Raw genomic sequence first — 17,427 nt, forward strand, 5'->3', positions numbered from 1 at the left:
CACCTGAAAGGGCACCACAGCTCATGATCATCGATGCGTACAACAACATCTGGGAAGCGTCAGGAAACTCCGACTACCTCACCGGGGAGTCATTCACCGCGGAGGACCTGATCCCGTTCCTCGATGAGGCTGGCGTGGACATGGCCGTGGGCTGCTCGCTCGGACAGGCGATCAACAACGAGTACATCGCGGCAGTCGTGGGGCGCTACCCCGACCGGTTCATCGGCTTCGGCGGAGTGAACCCACGACTGCCCGATGCTCTCGAGACGCTTCGCGAGTCCGCCAAACTCGGACTCAAGGGCATCAAGCTCCACCCCACCCTCCACGGCTACCACTTCGCCGACCACGGTCTGCTGGACCCGATCTTCAGGGCAGCGACCGAGGAGGGCCTCATGATCCTCGTCAACGCTCTCGACGACCCGTGGTGCGCTCCCCTCTCGATCGAGGAGATCTCGAAGAACTTTCCCGAGGCGCCTGTGCTCATTGCGCACATGGGCACGGTGTGGAACACCACGGAGGCGCTCATCGTCTCCGAGCGCAACCCGCACATCTATCTGGAGACCTCGAGCACGCAGCTTCTCGAAGTCCAGACCGCCTACAAGAGGGTCGGGCCCGAGAAGATCGTGATGGGGACCGACTGGCCGGGCAGCGTGCCGGCGCTCGAGCGCATGAAGATCGCTCGTGCCATCCCGAACGATGCCGACCGCGCCCTCATTGAGGGTGACAACCTCGCGCGTCTGCTGAGGCTCGCGTGACCATCGCGGACACCCGCACCGTCACCCTCGACGGCGTTGGCATGGACTTCCCGGTGAAGGGCGGAACCTTCACCGCACTCGACGACGTGGCGCTCACTCTTCCCGAGGGTGGGTTCACGACGCTCCTCGGCCCGTCCGGCTGCGGCAAGTCGACCCTCCTCCGCATCATCGCGGACGTCATCTCGCCGACCCGCGGGACCGTGGACCTGTTCGGGATGACGCCCCACCAGGCCCGCACGAGCGGCCTCTTCGGTTTCGTGTTCCAGGACCCCGTGCTCCTGCCGTGGCGCACGGCGCTCGGCAACGTGGAGCTCCCCCTCGAAGCGCAGGGCGTGTCGAGGAGCGAGCGGCGCGAACGAGCGATGGCGGTGCTTCAACTCGTGGGCCTCGACGGTTTCGAGCAGCACCTGCCCGCGAAGCTCTCTGGCGGGATGGCACGGCGCGTGGCCATTGCACGTGCGCTCGTCGTCGAGCCGAGCATCCTGTTCCTCGACGAGCCCTTCAACGGACTGGACGAGCTCCGTCGGCGGCAGATGAACGTCGAACTCCAGCGGATCTGGAGTGCGAGCGGTACGACGGCCCTCCTTGTCACCCACAATGTGGCCGAGGCGGTTTTCCTGTCCGACACCGTGATCGTCATGGGACGCAACCCCGGGCACGTGATCGAACGCCGCTCGATCGACCTCCCACGTCCGCGCGAGATCGACCAGGCGCTCTCGCCGGAGTTCATCGCGCACGAGCGTGCCCTCACCGAGCTGCTGAGCGCCGACTATCGGAGCGCGGACACCGAATGAGGGCCCTGCCGCGTCCGCTGATCCCGGCGGTCTTCTTCGTACTGCTGCTGGTCGCCTGGCAGCTGGCCGGCCAGGCTGCGACCGCGCCGGGAGCCGTGCTCATCCCGCCGAGCCTCATTGTCCAGACCCTCGGGGAACGCTGGTACGCACTACTCCTGAACGCCGGAATCACGCTCAGCGAGGCGGGCCTCGGGTTCCTCATCGGCGCTGGAACCGCGATCGTTCTCGCGGTGATCGTTGACCGGTTCCGTGTCGTCGGCGAGGGCCTCTACCGGCTGGCGCTCGTGATCTACGCGATCCCGGTCATCGCGATCGCGGCGCCGCTCACCGCGAGCCTCGGCCTCGGCATGGAGAGCAAGGTCGCCGTCGCGGCGCTCTCGGCGTACTTCCCGGTTCTCGTGAACGTCACGGGAGCCCTGCGCACGCTCGACCCGCGCATCAACGAGCTCAGCAGGGTGCTCGCGATGGGCTACACCCGCACTCTCCTCACGATGCGCGCGCCCGCTGTGCTGCCCGCTCTGTTCTCCTCGTTCAAGATCGCCGGGCCAGCGGCATTCATCGGCGCGATCATCGCCGAGTGGATGGGCGCGGAGGGCGGGCTCGGCGTGATGCTCATCCAGGCCATGTTCAACTTCAACGTTCCGCTCCTGTGGACGGTCCTCGTCGTGGCCACCGCGCTCAACGGCCTCATCGTGCTCCTCTTCGATATCGCCGGGCGCGCTGCTGCACCGTGGCACGACTCCTCGAGGGTGGAATCATGACGACGACCGCTCCCCGGCTCCGCAGCAGGGTCTCCGCACCATCGTGGGTCGTCACGACGATCGTCGTGCTCATCGTGCTCGCCATCTGGCAGCTCGCGGTGGCAGCGCTCCAGGTGTCGCCGAACGTTCTGCCGGGGCCCGCCCAGATCGCCGTGGGCGCCGATTGGGCGCTCGTCATCCAGGCCGCGCTCAACACGGTGCTCGCCACCCTCGCCGGATTCGCCGTCGGAAACGTGGTCGGCCTGGCACTCGCCATCCTGATCTGCGCGTCCCGGACCTTCTCCGACATCGTCTATCCGATCGCTGTGGTCGTGCGGGCCATCCCCATCGTCGCGCTCGCGCCCTTCATCACCCTGGCCTTCGGCCGTGGGCCGGGCGCGACCGTCGTCGTCGCGGCACTCATTGTGTTCTTCCCGACGCTCGTCAACGTCATCCTCGGGCTCCGGTCGGTGCCGGCCGAGACGATCGAACTACTCAAGGTCATGAACGCCTCGACCGTCTTCGGGTACGTGCGCGTGCGCATCCCCTTCGCGATGCCGTCGTTCGTGTCCGCCCTCAAGATCTCCGCACCGAACGCGGTGCTGGGTGTCATGACCGCGGAGTGGATCATCGGGGGGACCGGCCTCGGTCGACTCGTCGTGCAGTCCTGGCTCAGCCTCGACATCACCACCATGTGGGGTGCTGTCCTGTTCTCGGCGCTCGTCGCCTCGGTGCTCTTCAGCATCGTGAGCCTCGCCGAGCGGCTCCTCCTCGGGTGGGCGGTGCGCACATGAGTACCTTCACGATCAGGGCCAGGGATCTCGTTGTGGATGCGGCATCCCCCGTGCTCCCCGATGCCGCCGTGATCATCACCGACGGCACCATCGCGGAGGTGGGACCGTGGGGATCGCTGGACCACCCCGGAGCGCTCGTGAGTGTCGACGGCGTGCTCTCGCCCGGTTTCGTGGACGCACACTCGCACCTCCGCGGCCTGCCGCTCAAGGAGCACGGCGTTCCCGCACGCTCATTCGAGTCGTGGATCTGCTCGCTCGGAGCGGTCTCCGCGCTCGATACTCGGGACGAGGCGCTCGTGGCTGCCGGGGAACTCCTCGAGACGGGTGTGACCGCTGTGCAGGGATTCGTCGACGCGGATGCTGGCGCCGAGGATGCGCTCGCTGGCGCGCGGGGTGCACTCGCGGGTGTGGCGGCGAGTGGCATTCGCGGTCTCGTCGTGCTCGGCTTCGCCGATCGGGCCCTGCTGACGCCAGAGCCACCGGTCGGTCGCTGGGTCGAGGTCCCTCCGGCCGACCTCTCGATCTCCCCCGACAGGGTTCGTGAACTCTCTCGGGAGTGGCTGGCCCAGTTCTCCGGACGGACAACGAGCCTCGGTATCGGCCCCATCGGTGGGCAGTGGTCGACGGATGCCCTCCTCGACGCCATTGCGGAGTCCGCCGGCACCGCGCGCCTCCACACCCACCTCCACGAGAGCCGCCTCCACCGCACCTGGCTCGCGGACACCCCGAGCCCCCTCGACAGGCTGTTGTCCGCCGGCCTCATGGACGACCGCATGTCCTGCGCTCACGGTGTGCATCTCACGACGGACGACCTCGACCGCATCGCCGCGGCCGGCGCGAGCCTCGTGCACTGCCCGGCCTCGAACGAGGCGCTCGGCGTGGGACGCGCCACAGTCGCGGCGTGGCTCTCGCGCGGTATTCCGGGGGCACTCGGCGTCGACAGCCAGAACACGGCGGCACCCGACTACTTCGACGTCATGCGTGCGGCGCTAGCGACCGCCTCCGCCGTGGGCGACCCGCTCTCGGCGCGGGACGTCTTCAGCATGGCGACCACTGGCGGGTCACGAGCGATCGGAGTGCCTCAGGGCGGCCGCATCGCTGCTGGCGCACCCGCGGACATCATCGAGCTCTCCCTCGCGGCCCCGACCGTCCACGGCATTGTCGAATCCGGGAGCGCGAACGCAGTTCGGCGCGCCTGGGTCGGGGGCGACCTCGTCGTCTCGGACGGGCACTCCCTGGTCGACCTGGGGTCCGCCCGATCCAGGCTCCGGGCCCAGCTCGACGCCGATGCCGAGGCCCGCGCACGCCGGGTTCTGGATCTCGCTCCCACCGTGGAGCTCATCGACGAGCTGGCGGGGGCGATGTCATGAACGCCGCACTGGCAGAGCTCGCGGCGGAATGCCGCGCAGAGCTGGGCGAGGCGCCCCGCTGGATTCGCCTGGGCTCCCCCGACACGGCACTCCACTTCAGTGACCTCCTCACCGGCACCGTCTACGCCCTCCGCGGCGACCGGGCTGTCGCCGTCCTCGACTTTCCCGGCGAGACGGTGAGCGCGCTCATACCGCTTAAGGATGGACGGTCGGTCATCGCGCTCCACCGGTCGCTCGCCGTGCTCGACGAGCGCGGCGAGGTGGTCGAACGGATCCCCCTCGACCTTCCGGCGGGAACCCGGCTCTCGGATGCCTCGGCCGGCCCCTCCGGTCACCTCTGGTTCGGCGTGGTGCCAGCGGGCGACCAGCCAGCGCCCGGGATGCTCGTGCGCCTCGGGCACGACGGCCTGAGCATCCAGCGCAGCGACATCGGCTTCTCCAACGGACTTGGATTCACCGCGGATGGCACGCGCATGCTGCACATCGACAGTGCGACGGGAACGCTCTGGAGCATCCCCCACGACCCGGCAACGGGCGAGTTGGGAACCCCCGCTCCCCTGCTCGTCTTCCCCGAGGCCGAGGGGGCACTCGATGGCCTCTGCCTCGATGAACTCGACCGCGCGTGGATCGCCGTATTCGGAGGGGGCGAGGTGATCTGCGTCGACACATCGGGCGCCATCGTGTCGCGGGTACTCGTTCCTGCGCTCCGGGCGTCGAGCTGCGTTTTTGTCGAATCGACCCTCTACATCACCACCGCACGCGTCGATGCGTCGGAGGCAGAACTCGCCGAGTTCACGACCTCGGGGTCGCTCTTCCGCTACCAGGCAGATGTTGCCGGCGGACCAGTGTGGGAAGGACACCTGTCATGACGATCGATACGGGGCTGAGCACGCGTTCGGGGATATCGCTCCCCCGCGGCTCCGGCATGGGTGGCGGTATCGTGCCGGGCGTCTTCGACCAGGCAGAGTCGATGCGCCCAACCATCTACGGTGAGCGCTGGTCGATCGTCGCCGGCCATCCGCTCGTGAGCGAGGTGGGGGCCGAGATCCTGCGCCGGGGCGGAAACGCCACCGACGCCGGTGTTGCGGCAGGGTTCGCCTCGAACGTCGTCCAGGTGGAGATGTGCAACCTCGGGGGGATCGCCCCCATCCTCGTGCGCGAGGCCGGCGCCGCCGACGTGCAGGCCGTTGCAGGCGTCGGCACCTGGGGAGCGAGTGCCGACCTTGAGACGATCGCCTCGAGGTTCGGGGGTGCCCTTCCGCTCGGCGGCGTGCCGTCCATCGTGCCTGGGGCGGTCTCCGGATGGCTCACGGCGCTCTCGAGGTTCGGCACGATGGAGCTTCCGGACATCATGAGCGCTGCCATCGAGCTCGCGCGCGACGGATTCCCGCTCGACCCCCGCACCGCATCGCACCTCGCGCACATGGGAGCGGGCTTCGGCCGCTGGGAGACCTCGCGCGAGGTGTACCAGCCGGGCGGCGTTCCGCTGGGCGCCGGCGATCGTCTCGTGCAGCCAGCCCTCGCGAACACTCTCCAGCGTCTCTCCGACGCCGCAGCGGATGCGCGCGCAGCAGGCGCTTCACGCGAGCAGGCCATTGAAGCGGCACACGAGTTGTTCTACGCCGGGGACATCGCTCAGGCGATCGTCGACTTCGTCGCCGAGCGCGGCGGGTATCTCGAGGCGTCGGACCTCGCAGCGTTCCGGGCGGACGTGACACCAGCGCCGTCCGTCCGGTTCGGGGACTGGGATGTCCACGTCACCCCGACGTGGTCGCAGGGGCTGATCGTCGCCCAGGCCCTCGGGATCCTGGAGCGACGCGGCATCCGGGACATCGAGCAGGGCTCGGTCGAGTACGCGCACGAGGTCATCGAGGCGCTCAAGCTGGCCTTCAGCGAGCGTGAGCGGGCCTACGGTGACCCCCGATTCACCGCGGAATCGGCCGAGGCCCTCCTCGACGACGAGCACCTCACCGCGCTCGCCGGACTCGTGGGCGACCGCGCCCTTCCCAATGTGCCGACCATGGAGCAGGCTGGCCCCCAGTTGCCCTCGACAACGGCCATCGTTGTGGTCGACGCGGAGGGTGCCGCGTTCTCGAGCTCACCGAGCGACACGATCGACGGGGCACCCGTGATTCCGGAGCTCGGGATCATCTGTTCACCGCGTGGAGTGCAGAGCCGCCTTGTCGCCGGGCACCCCAACGCGTTGCGACCCGGCGGTCGACCGTGCGTAACCCCTGCCTCCGTCATTGCGCTCGGGCCCGAGGACGCCGTGTGGGCCTCGGCCTGCCCCGGCGGCGACGTGATCGTGCAGGCCATCGTGCAGGCGATGCTCCAGCAGGACGTGTACGGCAAGTCCCCCCAGGCGGCCGTGGAGGCGCCCAGGCTCTTCGGCTCCAGCTATCCCGGCGGGTTCCACCCGCATCCCGTGGGCGAATCCCTCGTGTTCGTGGAGGCAGGGTTCGGCGAGGAGGTCATCCACGGGCTGGAGGAGCTCGGCCACGAGATCATCGATTGGCCGTCCAACGAATTCGACGCCGGCAGCGTCCAGACGATCGTTTCCACCACCGGCGCCGAGGGAACGCGGCTCCTCGCGGCCGGCGCAGACTCCCGGAGGACCGCATATGCCCAAGCACGCTGAGTTCGGCGGCGCCCTCGCGTGGTCGTGGCACCACGCGGGCCTCGTCGTCGAGAACCTCGACCGTTCGATCGAGTTCTACCGGGACACGCTCGGTTACGCGGTCGAGTTCCTCGTGAGGGACATGGGCGACCAGTTCCAGCGCACCGTCGGGGTCGACGGCGTCGTGTGTGATCTCGCCCAGTTGGTGGCACCGTTCAGCGGCACGCGCCTCGAACTCATCGACGTGCGCGACGTTCCGGAGGGTCTTGACCCGCGGCTTCCCGTGCACGTGGGCGTGGGACACGGGGCGTACCAGGTGCGTGAGCTCGAGGCATCCATCGACGCCCTGGTTGCGCGCGGCGGCTCGCTCATGGGCGAGATCGTGATGTTCGAGGAGGGCCGCGCCGTCTACTGCTGGGGTCCGACGGGCACCGTCATCGAGCTGGAGGAGGCCTGGTGATCGACACACGGCTGTGGCGCGACCGCTACCGGCTCATGGTGCTCATGCGGCGGTTCGAGGAGGCGTGCCTCACCGGCGTCGCCTCGAAGGAAATCCACGGCGAGCTTCACACCGCGATCGGCCAGGAGGCCATCGCGGCCGCTCTCGCCGAGCACATTCGCGACGACGACGCACTCGCGAGCACTCATCGCAACCACCTGCACGCGATCGCGAAGCGCATACCGTTGCATCCGCTCATGGCGGAGATCTTCGAGAAGGAGACGGGCCTGTGCGGCGGGTTCGGCGGCCACATGCACCTCTTCGACAAGGAACGCCGGTTCTCCACCACGGGCATCGTCGGTGCGTCGCTTCCGGTCGCGCTTGGGCACGCCTACGCCTCCAAGCTCCGGGGAAGCGACGCCGTCGCATTCGCCGTCATCGGTGACGGGTCGGTCAACACGGGCGGATTCCACGAGACGATGAACATGGCGAGCGTGCTCGGCCTCGCCCTCGTGGTCATCATCGAGAACAACGAGTGGGCGATCTCCGTCCCGTTCTCTGCCGCAAGCTCGACACCCACGCTTGCGGAGCGTGCCGTCGCCTACTCGCTGCCGGGTGAGCGAGTCGACGGACTCGACGTGGATGCCACATCCGCCGCCATCGGGCGCGCTGTTGCCCATGCGCGCACCACCGGTCCCGCCATCGTCGAGGCGATGTGCTACCGGTTCCGCGGGCACTACGAGGGGGACCTGGATCTCTATCGCAGCCAGGCGGAGAAGACGGACCGCACCACCACAAAGGATCCGGTCGTACTGCTGCGTGCACAGCTGCGCGACAGCGGGCTGCTCGACGAAGCGACACTCGAGGCGCTCGAGGCCGATGCCTCCGCAGAGATCGACGCCGTGCTCGCGCGCGTACGCGCCGACAAGCAGCCCGACCGCAGCCTCGCCCACGACCACGTGTTCACCTCCGGCCTGAAGGGAGCCGTCGCATGACCATGACGGATGCAGCGCCCCGCAACATCAACATCTCGCAGGCCGTCGCCGAGGGGCTGCGGCTCGCGATGGAGGCAGACGACCGCGTGGTCGTCATCGGGGAGGATGTCGCGACCCAGGGCGGCGTCTTCGGCTCCACACGCGGGCTCCTCAAGGCGTTCGGCCCCGAGCGTGTGCTCGACACGCCGATCTCGGAGATGGCGTTCACCGGCATGGCCGTGGGCCTTGCGATGGACGGCTATCGTCCCGTCATCGAGATCATGTTCGTCGACTTCATCGGCGTGTGCCTCGAGCAGGTCTACAACGCGGTCGCGAAGATCCCCTACATGTCGGGCGGTCGCGTCGACATGCCCGTCGTCATCAAGACCGCCGGTGGCAGCATCGGTGCCGCCGCCCAGCACTCGCAGACCCTCTGGGGGCTCTTCGGCCACCTGCCGGGCCTGCGCGTGGTGGCTCCATCGAACCCGTACGACTCGAAGGGGATGATGGCTGCTGCCGTGGCATCCGACGACCCCGTCGTCTTCATCGAGCACAAGGGCCTCCTTTTGGAGCGCGCGCAGGACTTCGAGTTCGGCGCGAACGTTCCGCGTGAGGCCTACGACGTGCCCCTCGACAGGGCCGCCGTGGTGCGCCCCGGATCCGACCTCACCCTCGTCACCCTGAGCGGGTCAGTGAGGCACGCCCTGACGGCGACGGATGCCGCGATCCTCAGCGGTATCGACGTCGAAGTGATCGACCTCCGCAGCATCGTGCCCATCGACTGGGCGACGATCGGCGCCTCGCTCGCGAAGACTCGCGCCCTGCTCGTTGTCGACGAGGACTACCTCGGCTACGGCCTGAGCGGCGAGCTCATCACGGGGGCCATCGAGCGCTTCGGCCTCGGTTCCCTCGACTACGTCGGCAGGCACGGCAATCCCGGGATACCGGTGCCTGCCGCCCTGAGCCTCGAGAAGGAGATCGTGCCGAACTCCGAGTCGATCCTGTCCGCCATCCTGAAGGCGGGAGCGGCCCGATGAGCGCCCGCCATGTCGTCGTCGTGGGCGGGGCAGGAGCGATCGGCTCGGTTGTTGCGCAGGTCCTTGCGGAGGAGGGGATGCGGGTCACAGTCGCCGACTTCGCCGACACGGCCCCCATCGTCGCAGCGCTACCGGGCGAGGGTCATGCCGGGGTGCGGGTGGACGTCACCGACCGCGAGAACGTCCTCGCCACCCTCGGCCCGGATGCCACCGTCGGACGGTACGACGCCCTCATCTTCGCCGCCGGAACCAACTACACGGGCCCCGTCGCCACGACGGACTGGGAGGCGTGGGACCGGGTGCTTGGCGTCAACCTGAGGGGAGCCGCCTACTTCGGCCAGGCAGCATCCCTCAACCTCGAGGCCGACCCGCGCGAGTGCAGCATCGTCTACTTCTCGTCGACCGCCGGTCTCAAGGGCGAAGGTGGCGCGAGCGTCTACGCGTCCTCCAAGTTCGGGCTCATCGGCTTCATGGAGTGCCACGCCTCGGAGATCGCCCAATACGGGGCCCGGGCGAACGCCGTGTGCCCCGGCAATATCGATTCCCCCATGCTGCGCACGCTCGCGGCGCAGGTCGCCGAGCGCAACGGCGTGACCACCGAGGAGACGCTCGCACTCTTCGCGGGGTCGAACGCCTTCAACCGGCTGATCGACATCCGCGAGGTCGCCCAGGTCGTCGCGTTCCTCGCAAGTGCGGCATCCACCGGCATGAGCGGGCAGTCGGTCGTCATCGACGGCCCACCGAACTAGGTCCCCTGAGAAGGAGAACAGCAGCATGATCAACGTCGAGACCGTCATCGCCGACACCCAGAAGCTCATCGGCATCGAGAGCACGAACCCCGGCGTGCTCGAGGCGGACTGCGCCGACTGGATCGAGAGCAGGCTCCGCGGCATGGGGCTCCAGGTGACCAGGCACCCCGTGCAACTGGGACGCGACAACTTGAGCGTGGTCATCCCCGGCGCCGACCGCTCGGCTCCGCGGTTCGTCCTCGTCTCGCACATGGACACCGTGCCGATCGGGTCGGGCTGGACACGCGACCCCTTCGGCGGGCAGATCGACGACGGGCTCCTCTACGGTCGCGGCGCGTGTGACATGAAGGCGGGACTCGCCCTGACCCTCGGGCTCCTGGAGGCACTGACCTCCACGGGGACCGTTCCTCCTGCCGACGTCGTGTGCTTCTACACGGTCGACGAGGAGGCACCGGGGATGCTCGGTGCCTACCAGCTCGTCGAGGATGCGCTCCTCCGGCCCGACGACCAGATCCTCGCACCCGAGCCCTCGGGAATGCGCCTTCGGATATCCCAGATGGGGCTGCGCTGGCTGACCCTGACGGTCACGGGCAAGATGGCCCACGCCGGGCGCGCGCACCTCGGCACCAACGCTGCGCACATCATGGCCCATATCGTCGTCGAGCTCGAGTCCGCCTTCGCCGCGCTCCCTTTCGACGATGAGATCCTGGGGCGGCCGCGCTTCACGACGGGCGTCATCACGGGAGGCGTGTCGACGAACGTCGTGCCCGCCCTGTGCACGGCCGAGCTGGACCTCCGCATCGTGCCGCCCCTCGTGCCCGAGGATGCCGTGACCATGGTGGACCGCGTCGCGACCGACGTGCTGCGCCGGTACGAGGATGCCTCGTACTCGATCGATGCACTCGGAGCTCGACGACCTCCGGTCCGGGCATCCGACGATTCCAAGATCGTTCGCACACTTCGTGCCTCCTACCTCGCGGTCGCGGGACGTGAACCGGAAGTCGGTGGCGCCGACGGCCACGAGGCCTACACCGATTCCGCCATGATCGCTGCTCTCACCGGATCGACCTCGAGCACGGTGCTCGGGCCGGGAGCGACCGATCAGGCCCATACCGCCGACGAATTCGTGCCGATCGCCGACCTCGAACTCGGTTCGGCCCTGCTTTGGGACATGGTGACGTCATGGTGATCCGACTCCCCCAGTACGGGCGCTCGCAGAATGAGCTGCCGACCGTCGCACAGACTCTCGAGTTCCCCACGATCCTGCGGGGCGACCCCGTCGTCGTCGCCGGGGCTGCCGGGCTCGGACGCCGCGTTCGGTGGGTGCACATGAGCGAGATCGTCGACATCGCGGGACTCCTGCACGGTGGTGAACTGCTCCTGACGATGGGCATCGTCTTCCCGGACGAGCCCTCGGAGCTCGCGGCCTACGTCGAGCGGCTTGTGGAGGCCAATGCAGCGGCACTCGTCATCGGCCTCGGCCCGCGGTATCCCGAGAGCCTCCCCCACGCCCTCGTGGAAGCCGCGGAGAAGCACGGGCTGCCCCTCATCGCCCTGCGTCGCAAGATCGCGTTCATCGACGTGACGGAGGAGGTGCACGCGTCCCTCATCGACGTCCAGGTGCGCGACCTGCAGGCCTCGGAGAGCATCCACGTGATCTTCAGCGCCCTCGCCGTGCAGGGCAGCAAGCCCGAGATCGTGCTGCGACAGGTCGCCAAGCTCTCCGGGTTCGCCGTCGTGCTCGAGAACCGATCCCGCCAGGTTCTCGCGTTCGACCCCGGCGAGCGATCCGCCGGCGATGTGCTCGCCGAGTGGGCCGAACACAGCAACCGGCCCCACCGCCCGGTCCGCACGTACTACGACCCGCTCAGCGGCTGGCTGCAGACCATGGTGGGTGCCCGCGGTAACGACTGGGGACGGCTCGTGCTCATGGCGCCGTCCGCTGGCGCGCGGGACCTCGATTCCGCCCTCGAGCCCACGATGACCATCCCGCGAAGCCTCATCATGCTCGTCGAGCAGGCAGCGTCCACGCTCGCCATCGGCAGGCTCGTCGACCGGGAGTCCCACCTGCTCGATCTCACCACGCACAGCAGCGTGCTCAGTCGCCTTCTCGCGGGCGAGGGAGACCCATCCGAACTGGACGAGCAGGCCCACGCGCTCGGGGTCTCGTTCCGGCGGATGCGGCTGGCGGCGTTCGCCTTCCGCTCGCGGGAGACCGCGTCGCAGGATCCGCGGGATCGGCAGGGCAACCTCAGGACCCTCGCGGGAGCCGTCTCCGATATCGCGCAGGAGCGCGGGCTCGCCTCGCTCGTGGCGCCGGTGGACGACTTCACCGTCGGGATGCTCACCTCGCTCTCCCCCGGATCGACGGACCTCACCGAAGCCGCTGCCATCGTCGAGCGGCTCGGGCGCGACGGCGCCTCGGTCGTCGTGGCCAGCGGCGGGGTGTCTCGCGGGTCCGCCGCATCCCGGGCGGCGCTCCTCGATGCGATCGAGACGGCAGCGACCGCCGTGAGCATGGGGGTCGAGTCCGACGTCGTCACGGCCAACGACCTGGGGCTCCGCGGGCTGATTCACACTCTGAGGGATGACCCGCGCGTCGTGCAGTTCGGAGAACGGGCCATCGGCGCACTCGTCGACTACGACGCCCAGCACCGCACGTCGCTCGTGCCCCTGCTGCGCCACTTCCTCGATGCCGGACGCAACAAGACGGTCGCCGCGCGCAGGGCGTTCGTCTCGCGTCCCTGGATGCATGAGCGACTCCGCCTCGCCGGTGAGGTGCTCTGTGTCGACCTCGATGACGAGAGCACGTGCCTCACCCTCCAGGTCGCCCTGCTCGTCATGGATACGCAACGTGAGCGGTCGGAAACCCAGCGAAAGGCCCACCAGTGACCTCCTCCCTCATCGCGGTCCGCCGCGCCCTCGAGGCCATTCGTGAGGCGGACCGCCCCGAGATCTGGATCTCCCTCCGCGATCCTGCGGACCTGGAGGCAGAGGCGACACACATCGACGCCGACCCGGCCGAGCTTCCCCTGCGCGGCATGACGCTCGCGGTCAAGGACAACATCGACGTGGCGGGCCTCCCGACGACTCTCGGCCTTCCCCTCGAGCGACGCGGCGACCTGGTGACCGCGGATGCCACGGCCGTCGCACGACTGCGCGCTGCCGGCGCGATCGTCATCGGCAAGACCAACCTCGACCAGTTCGCCACGGGACTGGTCGGAACACGAAGCCCCTACGGTGCGGTGCGCAACGCCCTGTGGCCCGAGCGGATCTCGGGGGGATCGAGCTCGGGCTCAGCGGTCGCCGTCGCTCTTGGCATCGTCGACATCGCGCTCGGTACGGACACGGCGGGTTCCGGGCGGGTGCCAGCGGCGCTCAATCGGATCGTCGGCATCAAGCCGACCCTCGGCCTCGTGCCCACGACGGGTATGAGGGATGCCTGTCGCCCGTTCGACACGATCACGGTATTCGCCCGCGACCTCGAGACCGCAGCATCCGCCACCGCGACCATCGTGGGACCCGATCCGGCCGACGGCCTGAGCCGGAGCATCCCCTCGGACGCGGTTCTCGCTGCGCCGGGGCATCCCGTGCTCGCGATCCCGCGTGAGGAGGACCTCGCGGCGCTCACGCCCGCCGCGCGATCGGCGTGGGATGCCGCGATCGAACGCTGGTCGACGGTGGCCGAGCTCCGCACCCTCGACATCTCGCCCCTCCTCGCCACGGCCAAGCTCCTCTACGACGGCGCGATCGTCGCGGGGCGGTATGCCGCCGCGGGAGAGTTCCTGTCGGACGAGAAGGGCCTGGACCCCACCGTGGCCGGGATCGTGCGGCGCGCGAAATCCGTCGCCGGGTGGGAGTACGTCCGTGATCGCGAGGCTCTCGATGCTGCCCGGGTTGCGGCCCTCGCCTCTCTCGAGGGCATTGACGGGATCGTGATCCCGACCGCCCCCGGACACCCGACCCTCGAGGAGGTCGCGGCCGACCCCCTCGCGGTCAACGCCTGGATGGGCACCTACACGAACTTCGTGAACCTCCTCGACCTGTCCGCGATCGCCGTGCCCTTCGACGACGGCGCGGACTCTGGGTTCGGCACCACGATCGTCACGCGCGCATTCCAAGAGCGGGTCGCGTTCGACCTCGCCGCGCGCTTCCTCGGCGTCGAGGCGCCAGCAGCCTCCGGCGACCCCGGCATCGACGTTGCGGTCTTCGGCGCCCATCTCACGGGACAACCCCTCAATGGGCAGCTCACCGACCTCGGTGCCCGCTTCGTCACGAGCATCGAGACCGCCGCGAGCTACACGCTTCACGCACTCGACACGACGCCGCCGAAGCCCGGTCTGGTCTTCGTGGACGAGGGCGGGAGCAGCATCGGCGGCGAGCTGTGGCGGATGTCACCCGCAGCGCTCGGCACGTTCCTCGCCGACCTGCCCTCGCCGATGACGCTCGGCAGGGTCGAGCTCTCCGATGGCCGGCAGGTCGTGGGCTTCGGATGCACGCCAGCGGCTCTCGCGGGCGCCCTCGACATCACGGCCCACGGAAGCTGGCCCGCGTACCTCGCCAGTCGGTAGCCTCAGCGCGCGGTGTAGCCACCGTCGACGACGAGTTCCGACCCGGTCACGAAGCTCGCGTCGTCGGAGAGCAGGTAGGCCGTCGCCGCGGCGATCTCCGTGGGCCTCGCAAAACGTCCGGCCGGATGCATCCCCTCCACCGCCGTGCGGAACTCGGGGTGCGGGGCGAACTGCTCGCGTGTCATGGGCGTGTCGACGACGCCGGGGCAGACGGCGTTCGAGCGGATGCCAGCCTTCGCGTAGTCCACCGCGATGGCCCTCGAAAGGCCGAGAACACCCGCCTTGCTCGCGCAGTACGCCGGCTCGTCCGCCGTCGCCACAAGGCCCGACATCGAGGCGTGGAACACCAGCGAGCCGCCGTCCGGCATGCGGGAGACCGCGTGCTTGGCCACGAGGAAGGCACCCGTGAGGTTGACGCCGATCACGCGGTTCCACTGGTCGAGGGTCGTCTCGGTGAGCGGGACCTCGAGGGCGATACCAGCGTTCAGCACGGCACCATCGAGCCTCCCGTACCGCTCGATCACCGCGTCGAGAGCGGCGGAGACGCTCGCCTCGTCGGTGACATCGCACGCGAGGCCGAGCGCCGGTTGCGACGCACTCGCCCGCTGCTCGTCGAGGTCGAACGACACCGTCACAGCACCCTCGTCGGCAAGTCGCTGAACCGTCGCGGCACCGATTCCCGAGCCGCCTCCTGTCACCACGATCACCCGGTCTGCCAGCCGCATTCGTCCACCTTCCACGTCGTGATCTCACGCTAACCGGCGAGACACGACCCGTGCCGCGTCACGGACGATTGGCGACAACCTGTCGTCGCACCCCTGCACGGTGGCATCACTGCGTCGTACGATGAGCCATGGGTTCGCGCGTTGTCGTCGGCATGGCCGGGTGGGTCTACCCCGACTGGCGCGGCACGTTCTACCCGAAGGGGCTCGTGCAGAAGAACGAGCTCGCCTGGGCGAGCGAGCACGTGACATCCATCGAACTCAATGGCTCGTTCTACTCCCTGCAGAAGCAGACGAGTTGGTACTCCTGGCGGGATGCCACGCCCGAGGCGTTCGTCTTCTCGGTGAAGGCCCCGCGCTTCATCACGCACATCCGTCGACTCGACGACGTCGAGGAGCCCCTCGCCAACTTCTTCGCCTCCGGCATCCTCGCCCTCGGGTCGAAGCTCGGCGCGATCCTGTGGCAGCTACCGCCGAGCCAGGAGTTCGAGCCGTACCTGATCGAGCGCTTCTTCGCCCTGCTCCCCCACACGACGACCGAGGCGGCGGAGCGAGCACAGCAGCGGAGCGAGCGGATGCACGGCCGCGAGCACCTCGAGACCGATGCCGACCGACCCTTCCGTCACGCCATCGAGGTGCGCCATTCCTCGTTCGGTCACCCGACCTTCGTGGAACTCGCACGCCAGTACGGCATCGCCATCGTCTACGGGGACTCCGGCGGCAAATGGCCCGTGATCGACGACGCCACCACGGACTTCCGCTATGCGCGCCTTCACGCGGACACGGCCGTCTACCCCGGAGGGTTCTACGAACCCGACGATCTCGCGACGTGGTCGGCACGGATTTCGGGATGGCTCGCGGACGGGCAGGACGCATACATCTACTTCGACAATGACACCAAGGTGCGGGCGCCGATCGACGCGATGTCGCTTCTCGAGCTGTTGCGCGACTAGGACTTATCCCAGTCGGCTGCCTCCTCGGCGGCCCACCTGCGGGCGCGCTCCGCGATGATCTCGGGGGCGCGGGCCGCCTCCTCGCGGGTCTTGAACGGGCCGTCACGGTCCGTCGCGAGCGACTGTGGGCCCTCTTCGACTTCGCCGGTCACGTGGTTGTACCACCAGTCGGTCATGCGTCTACCTCCATGGTTCAGTGCCCGGATGGGACTGTGCCCAGATTAGGACATGCTCGCGATCTGGATGAGATTGCCACAGGTGTCGTCCAGGGTGGCGACGGTCACCGGACCCATGTCTGTCGGTGGCTGAAGGAAGACAACCCCGAGTGCCGTCAGGCGCTCGAACTCGGCCTGGATGTCGTCGACGCCGAAGCTCGCGGCCGGAATGCCGTCGGCAGCGAGAGCCGCGGTATAGGCCTGGGCCGCGGGATGCTCGTTCGGTTCGAGGAGTAACTCGACGTCGTTGGTCGACCCGACAACGGTGAGCCAGCGATGCTCTCCGACGGGCACGTCGTTCTTCGTGGTGAACCCCAGAACGCCCGTGTAGAAGTCGAGGGCCTTCTGCTGGTCGTCCACGAAGACGGACGTCGTGGTGATGAAGATGCTCATGGTGTCTCTCCCTGTACGGTCTCGATCCAGCGACGCACCTCGGCGAGGGCATCCGTCTCGAGATGATGAACGGTGGTCCGGCCGACACTCGCCACAGTGACAAGACCGGCCTCGCGCAGTATCGAGATGTGCTTGGACACGGCCTGCCGACTCATCGACATCCCGCGTTCGGTGATCAGGCGGACACAGATCTCGAACAGCGTCTGGTCGTTGCGCACCGTCAGGTCATCGACGATCGCCCGGCGCACCGGGTCGGCGATGGCTTTGAAGACCGCGTCCACGCTTCGACAATAGGCAACCATTT

At 68.5% G+C, this 17,427-nt stretch carries 19 protein-coding genes; 15 read left to right on the forward strand and 4 right to left on the reverse strand.

Annotated features, from left to right (window positions below; all coding sequences use genetic code 11):
• Positions 1-23 precede the first annotated feature (23 nt).
• From HDC94_RS10160 to atzF, 14 genes are read left to right on the forward strand one after another with little or no spacing between them, the layout of a single operon-like run.
• Positions 24-755: an amidohydrolase family protein gene (locus tag HDC94_RS10160; RefSeq protein WP_179497213.1), complete on the forward strand. Its 732-nt coding sequence runs from the start codon at positions 24-26 to the stop codon at positions 753-755.
• Entirely contained in the window at positions 752-1,549 is a 798-nt protein-coding gene (locus HDC94_RS10165) for an ABC transporter ATP-binding protein (RefSeq protein ID WP_218870543.1), read from the forward strand. Before HDC94_RS10160 ends, HDC94_RS10165 begins: the two co-directional genes overlap by 4 nt.
• Entirely contained in the window at positions 1,546-2,310 is a 765-nt protein-coding gene (locus tag HDC94_RS10170) for an ABC transporter permease (RefSeq protein WP_179497215.1), read from the forward strand. The genes HDC94_RS10165 and HDC94_RS10170 overlap by 4 nt, the downstream gene beginning before the upstream one ends.
• Positions 2,307-3,083 carry an ABC transporter permease gene (locus HDC94_RS10175; RefSeq protein ID WP_179497217.1) on the forward strand — a complete coding sequence of 259 codons (777 nt, stop codon included), beginning with the start codon at positions 2,307-2,309 and terminating at the stop codon, positions 3,081-3,083. Before HDC94_RS10170 ends, HDC94_RS10175 begins: the two co-directional genes overlap by 4 nt.
• Positions 3,080-4,453, forward strand: a complete 1,374-nt coding sequence (locus tag HDC94_RS10180; protein ID WP_179497219.1) for an amidohydrolase family protein — start codon at positions 3,080-3,082, stop codon at positions 4,451-4,453. The genes HDC94_RS10175 and HDC94_RS10180 overlap by 4 nt, the downstream gene beginning before the upstream one ends.
• Positions 4,450-5,322, forward strand: coding sequence for an SMP-30/gluconolactonase/LRE family protein (locus HDC94_RS10185; protein WP_179497221.1), 873 nt, complete (start codon positions 4,450-4,452; stop codon positions 5,320-5,322). Before HDC94_RS10180 ends, HDC94_RS10185 begins: the two co-directional genes overlap by 4 nt.
• Complete coding sequence (locus HDC94_RS10190; RefSeq protein ID WP_179497223.1) at positions 5,319-7,091, forward strand: gamma-glutamyltransferase family protein; 1,773 nt, start codon at positions 5,319-5,321, stop codon at positions 7,089-7,091. The genes HDC94_RS10185 and HDC94_RS10190 overlap by 4 nt, the downstream gene beginning before the upstream one ends.
• On the forward strand, positions 7,075-7,530 hold the full coding sequence (locus HDC94_RS10195; RefSeq protein ID WP_179497225.1) for a VOC family protein: 456 nt from the start codon (positions 7,075-7,077) through the stop codon (positions 7,528-7,530). The genes HDC94_RS10190 and HDC94_RS10195 overlap by 17 nt, the downstream gene beginning before the upstream one ends.
• Positions 7,527-8,504: a thiamine pyrophosphate-dependent dehydrogenase E1 component subunit alpha gene (locus HDC94_RS10200; RefSeq protein ID WP_179497227.1), complete on the forward strand. Its 978-nt coding sequence runs from the start codon at positions 7,527-7,529 to the stop codon at positions 8,502-8,504. The genes HDC94_RS10195 and HDC94_RS10200 overlap by 4 nt, the downstream gene beginning before the upstream one ends.
• The gene (locus HDC94_RS10205) at positions 8,501-9,520 is read left to right on the forward strand and encodes an alpha-ketoacid dehydrogenase subunit beta (protein ID WP_179497229.1); all 1,020 of its coding nucleotides are present in this window, start codon (positions 8,501-8,503) and stop codon (positions 9,518-9,520) included. Before HDC94_RS10200 ends, HDC94_RS10205 begins: the two co-directional genes overlap by 4 nt.
• Positions 9,517-10,269: an SDR family NAD(P)-dependent oxidoreductase gene (locus HDC94_RS10210; RefSeq protein ID WP_179497230.1), complete on the forward strand. Its 753-nt coding sequence runs from the start codon at positions 9,517-9,519 to the stop codon at positions 10,267-10,269. Before HDC94_RS10205 ends, HDC94_RS10210 begins: the two co-directional genes overlap by 4 nt.
• A gap of 25 nt (positions 10,270-10,294) precedes the next feature.
• Positions 10,295-11,458, forward strand: a complete 1,164-nt coding sequence (locus HDC94_RS10215) for a M20 family metallopeptidase (protein ID WP_179497232.1) — start codon at positions 10,295-10,297, stop codon at positions 11,456-11,458.
• Entirely contained in the window at positions 11,452-13,161 is a 1,710-nt protein-coding gene (locus tag HDC94_RS10220; protein ID WP_179497234.1) for a PucR family transcriptional regulator, read from the forward strand. Before HDC94_RS10215 ends, HDC94_RS10220 begins: the two co-directional genes overlap by 7 nt.
• Positions 13,158-14,840, forward strand: coding sequence for an allophanate hydrolase (gene atzF / locus HDC94_RS10225; RefSeq protein ID WP_179497236.1), 1,683 nt, complete (start codon positions 13,158-13,160; stop codon positions 14,838-14,840). The genes HDC94_RS10220 and atzF overlap by 4 nt, the downstream gene beginning before the upstream one ends.
• 2 nt (positions 14,841-14,842) lie before the next feature.
• Here atzF and HDC94_RS10230 read toward each other — a convergent pair whose 3' ends face one another.
• Positions 14,843-15,565, reverse strand: coding sequence for an SDR family NAD(P)-dependent oxidoreductase (locus HDC94_RS10230; RefSeq protein WP_179497238.1), 723 nt, complete (start codon positions 15,563-15,565; stop codon positions 14,843-14,845).
• A 128-nt stretch (positions 15,566-15,693) separates the two neighbouring features.
• Between HDC94_RS10230 and HDC94_RS10235 the strand changes: the two genes are divergently transcribed.
• Positions 15,694-16,515: a DUF72 domain-containing protein gene (locus HDC94_RS10235; RefSeq protein WP_179497240.1), complete on the forward strand. Its 822-nt coding sequence runs from the start codon at positions 15,694-15,696 to the stop codon at positions 16,513-16,515.
• Here the strand turns inward: HDC94_RS10235 and HDC94_RS10240 are convergent.
• Genes HDC94_RS10240 through HDC94_RS10250 form a run of 3 tightly spaced genes read right to left on the reverse strand, consistent with a single transcriptional unit; the run spans position 16,512 to position 17,404 of the window.
• On the reverse strand, positions 16,512-16,691 hold the full coding sequence (locus HDC94_RS10240; RefSeq protein ID WP_179497242.1) for a methionine aminopeptidase: 180 nt from the start codon (positions 16,689-16,691) through the stop codon (positions 16,512-16,514). The two genes, HDC94_RS10235 and HDC94_RS10240, sit on opposite strands and share 4 nt — an antisense overlap.
• Positions 16,692-16,736: 45 nt before the next feature.
• A complete protein-coding gene (locus HDC94_RS10245) occupies positions 16,737-17,123 on the reverse strand; it encodes a VOC family protein (RefSeq protein WP_218870545.1) in 387 nt (128 codons plus the stop codon).
• Complete coding sequence (locus HDC94_RS10250; RefSeq protein WP_308495697.1) at positions 17,120-17,404, reverse strand: metalloregulator ArsR/SmtB family transcription factor; 285 nt, start codon at positions 17,402-17,404, stop codon at positions 17,120-17,122. Before HDC94_RS10250 ends, HDC94_RS10245 begins: the two co-directional genes overlap by 4 nt.
• Positions 17,405-17,427: the final 23 nt, after the last annotated feature.

This window comes from Leifsonia sp. AK011 (assembly GCF_013410945.1).
Taxonomy (GTDB): Bacteria; Actinomycetota; Actinomycetes; order Actinomycetales; family Microbacteriaceae; genus Rhodoglobus.

Coding starts and splice junctions, on each gene's coding strand:
- HDC94_RS10160 (WP_179497213.1), top strand. CDS start 24: ATGATCATCGATGCGTACAACAACATCTGGGAAGCGTCAGGAAACTCC.
- HDC94_RS10170 (WP_179497215.1), top strand. CDS start 1,546: ATGAGGGCCCTGCCGCGTCCGCTGATCCCGGCGGTCTTCTTCGTACTG.
- HDC94_RS10175 (WP_179497217.1), top strand. CDS start 2,307: ATGACGACGACCGCTCCCCGGCTCCGCAGCAGGGTCTCCGCACCATCG.
- HDC94_RS10180 (WP_179497219.1), top strand. CDS start 3,080: ATGAGTACCTTCACGATCAGGGCCAGGGATCTCGTTGTGGATGCGGCA.
- HDC94_RS10185 (WP_179497221.1), top strand. CDS start 4,450: ATGAACGCCGCACTGGCAGAGCTCGCGGCGGAATGCCGCGCAGAGCTG.
- HDC94_RS10190 (WP_179497223.1), top strand. CDS start 5,319: ATGACGATCGATACGGGGCTGAGCACGCGTTCGGGGATATCGCTCCCC.
- HDC94_RS10195 (WP_179497225.1), top strand. CDS start 7,075: ATGCCCAAGCACGCTGAGTTCGGCGGCGCCCTCGCGTGGTCGTGGCAC.
- HDC94_RS10205 (WP_179497229.1), top strand. CDS start 8,501: ATGACCATGACGGATGCAGCGCCCCGCAACATCAACATCTCGCAGGCC.
- HDC94_RS10210 (WP_179497230.1), top strand. CDS start 9,517: ATGAGCGCCCGCCATGTCGTCGTCGTGGGCGGGGCAGGAGCGATCGGC.
- HDC94_RS10215 (WP_179497232.1), top strand. CDS start 10,295: ATGATCAACGTCGAGACCGTCATCGCCGACACCCAGAAGCTCATCGGC.
- HDC94_RS10220 (WP_179497234.1), top strand. CDS start 11,452: ATGGTGATCCGACTCCCCCAGTACGGGCGCTCGCAGAATGAGCTGCCG.
- HDC94_RS10230 (WP_179497238.1), bottom strand. CDS start 15,565: ATGCGGCTGGCAGACCGGGTGATCGTGGTGACAGGAGGCGGCTCGGGA.
- HDC94_RS10235 (WP_179497240.1), top strand. CDS start 15,694: ATGGGTTCGCGCGTTGTCGTCGGCATGGCCGGGTGGGTCTACCCCGAC.
- HDC94_RS10240 (WP_179497242.1), bottom strand. CDS start 16,691: ATGACCGACTGGTGGTACAACCACGTGACCGGCGAAGTCGAAGAGGGC.
- HDC94_RS10245 (WP_218870545.1), bottom strand. CDS start 17,123: ATGAGCATCTTCATCACCACGACGTCCGTCTTCGTGGACGACCAGCAG.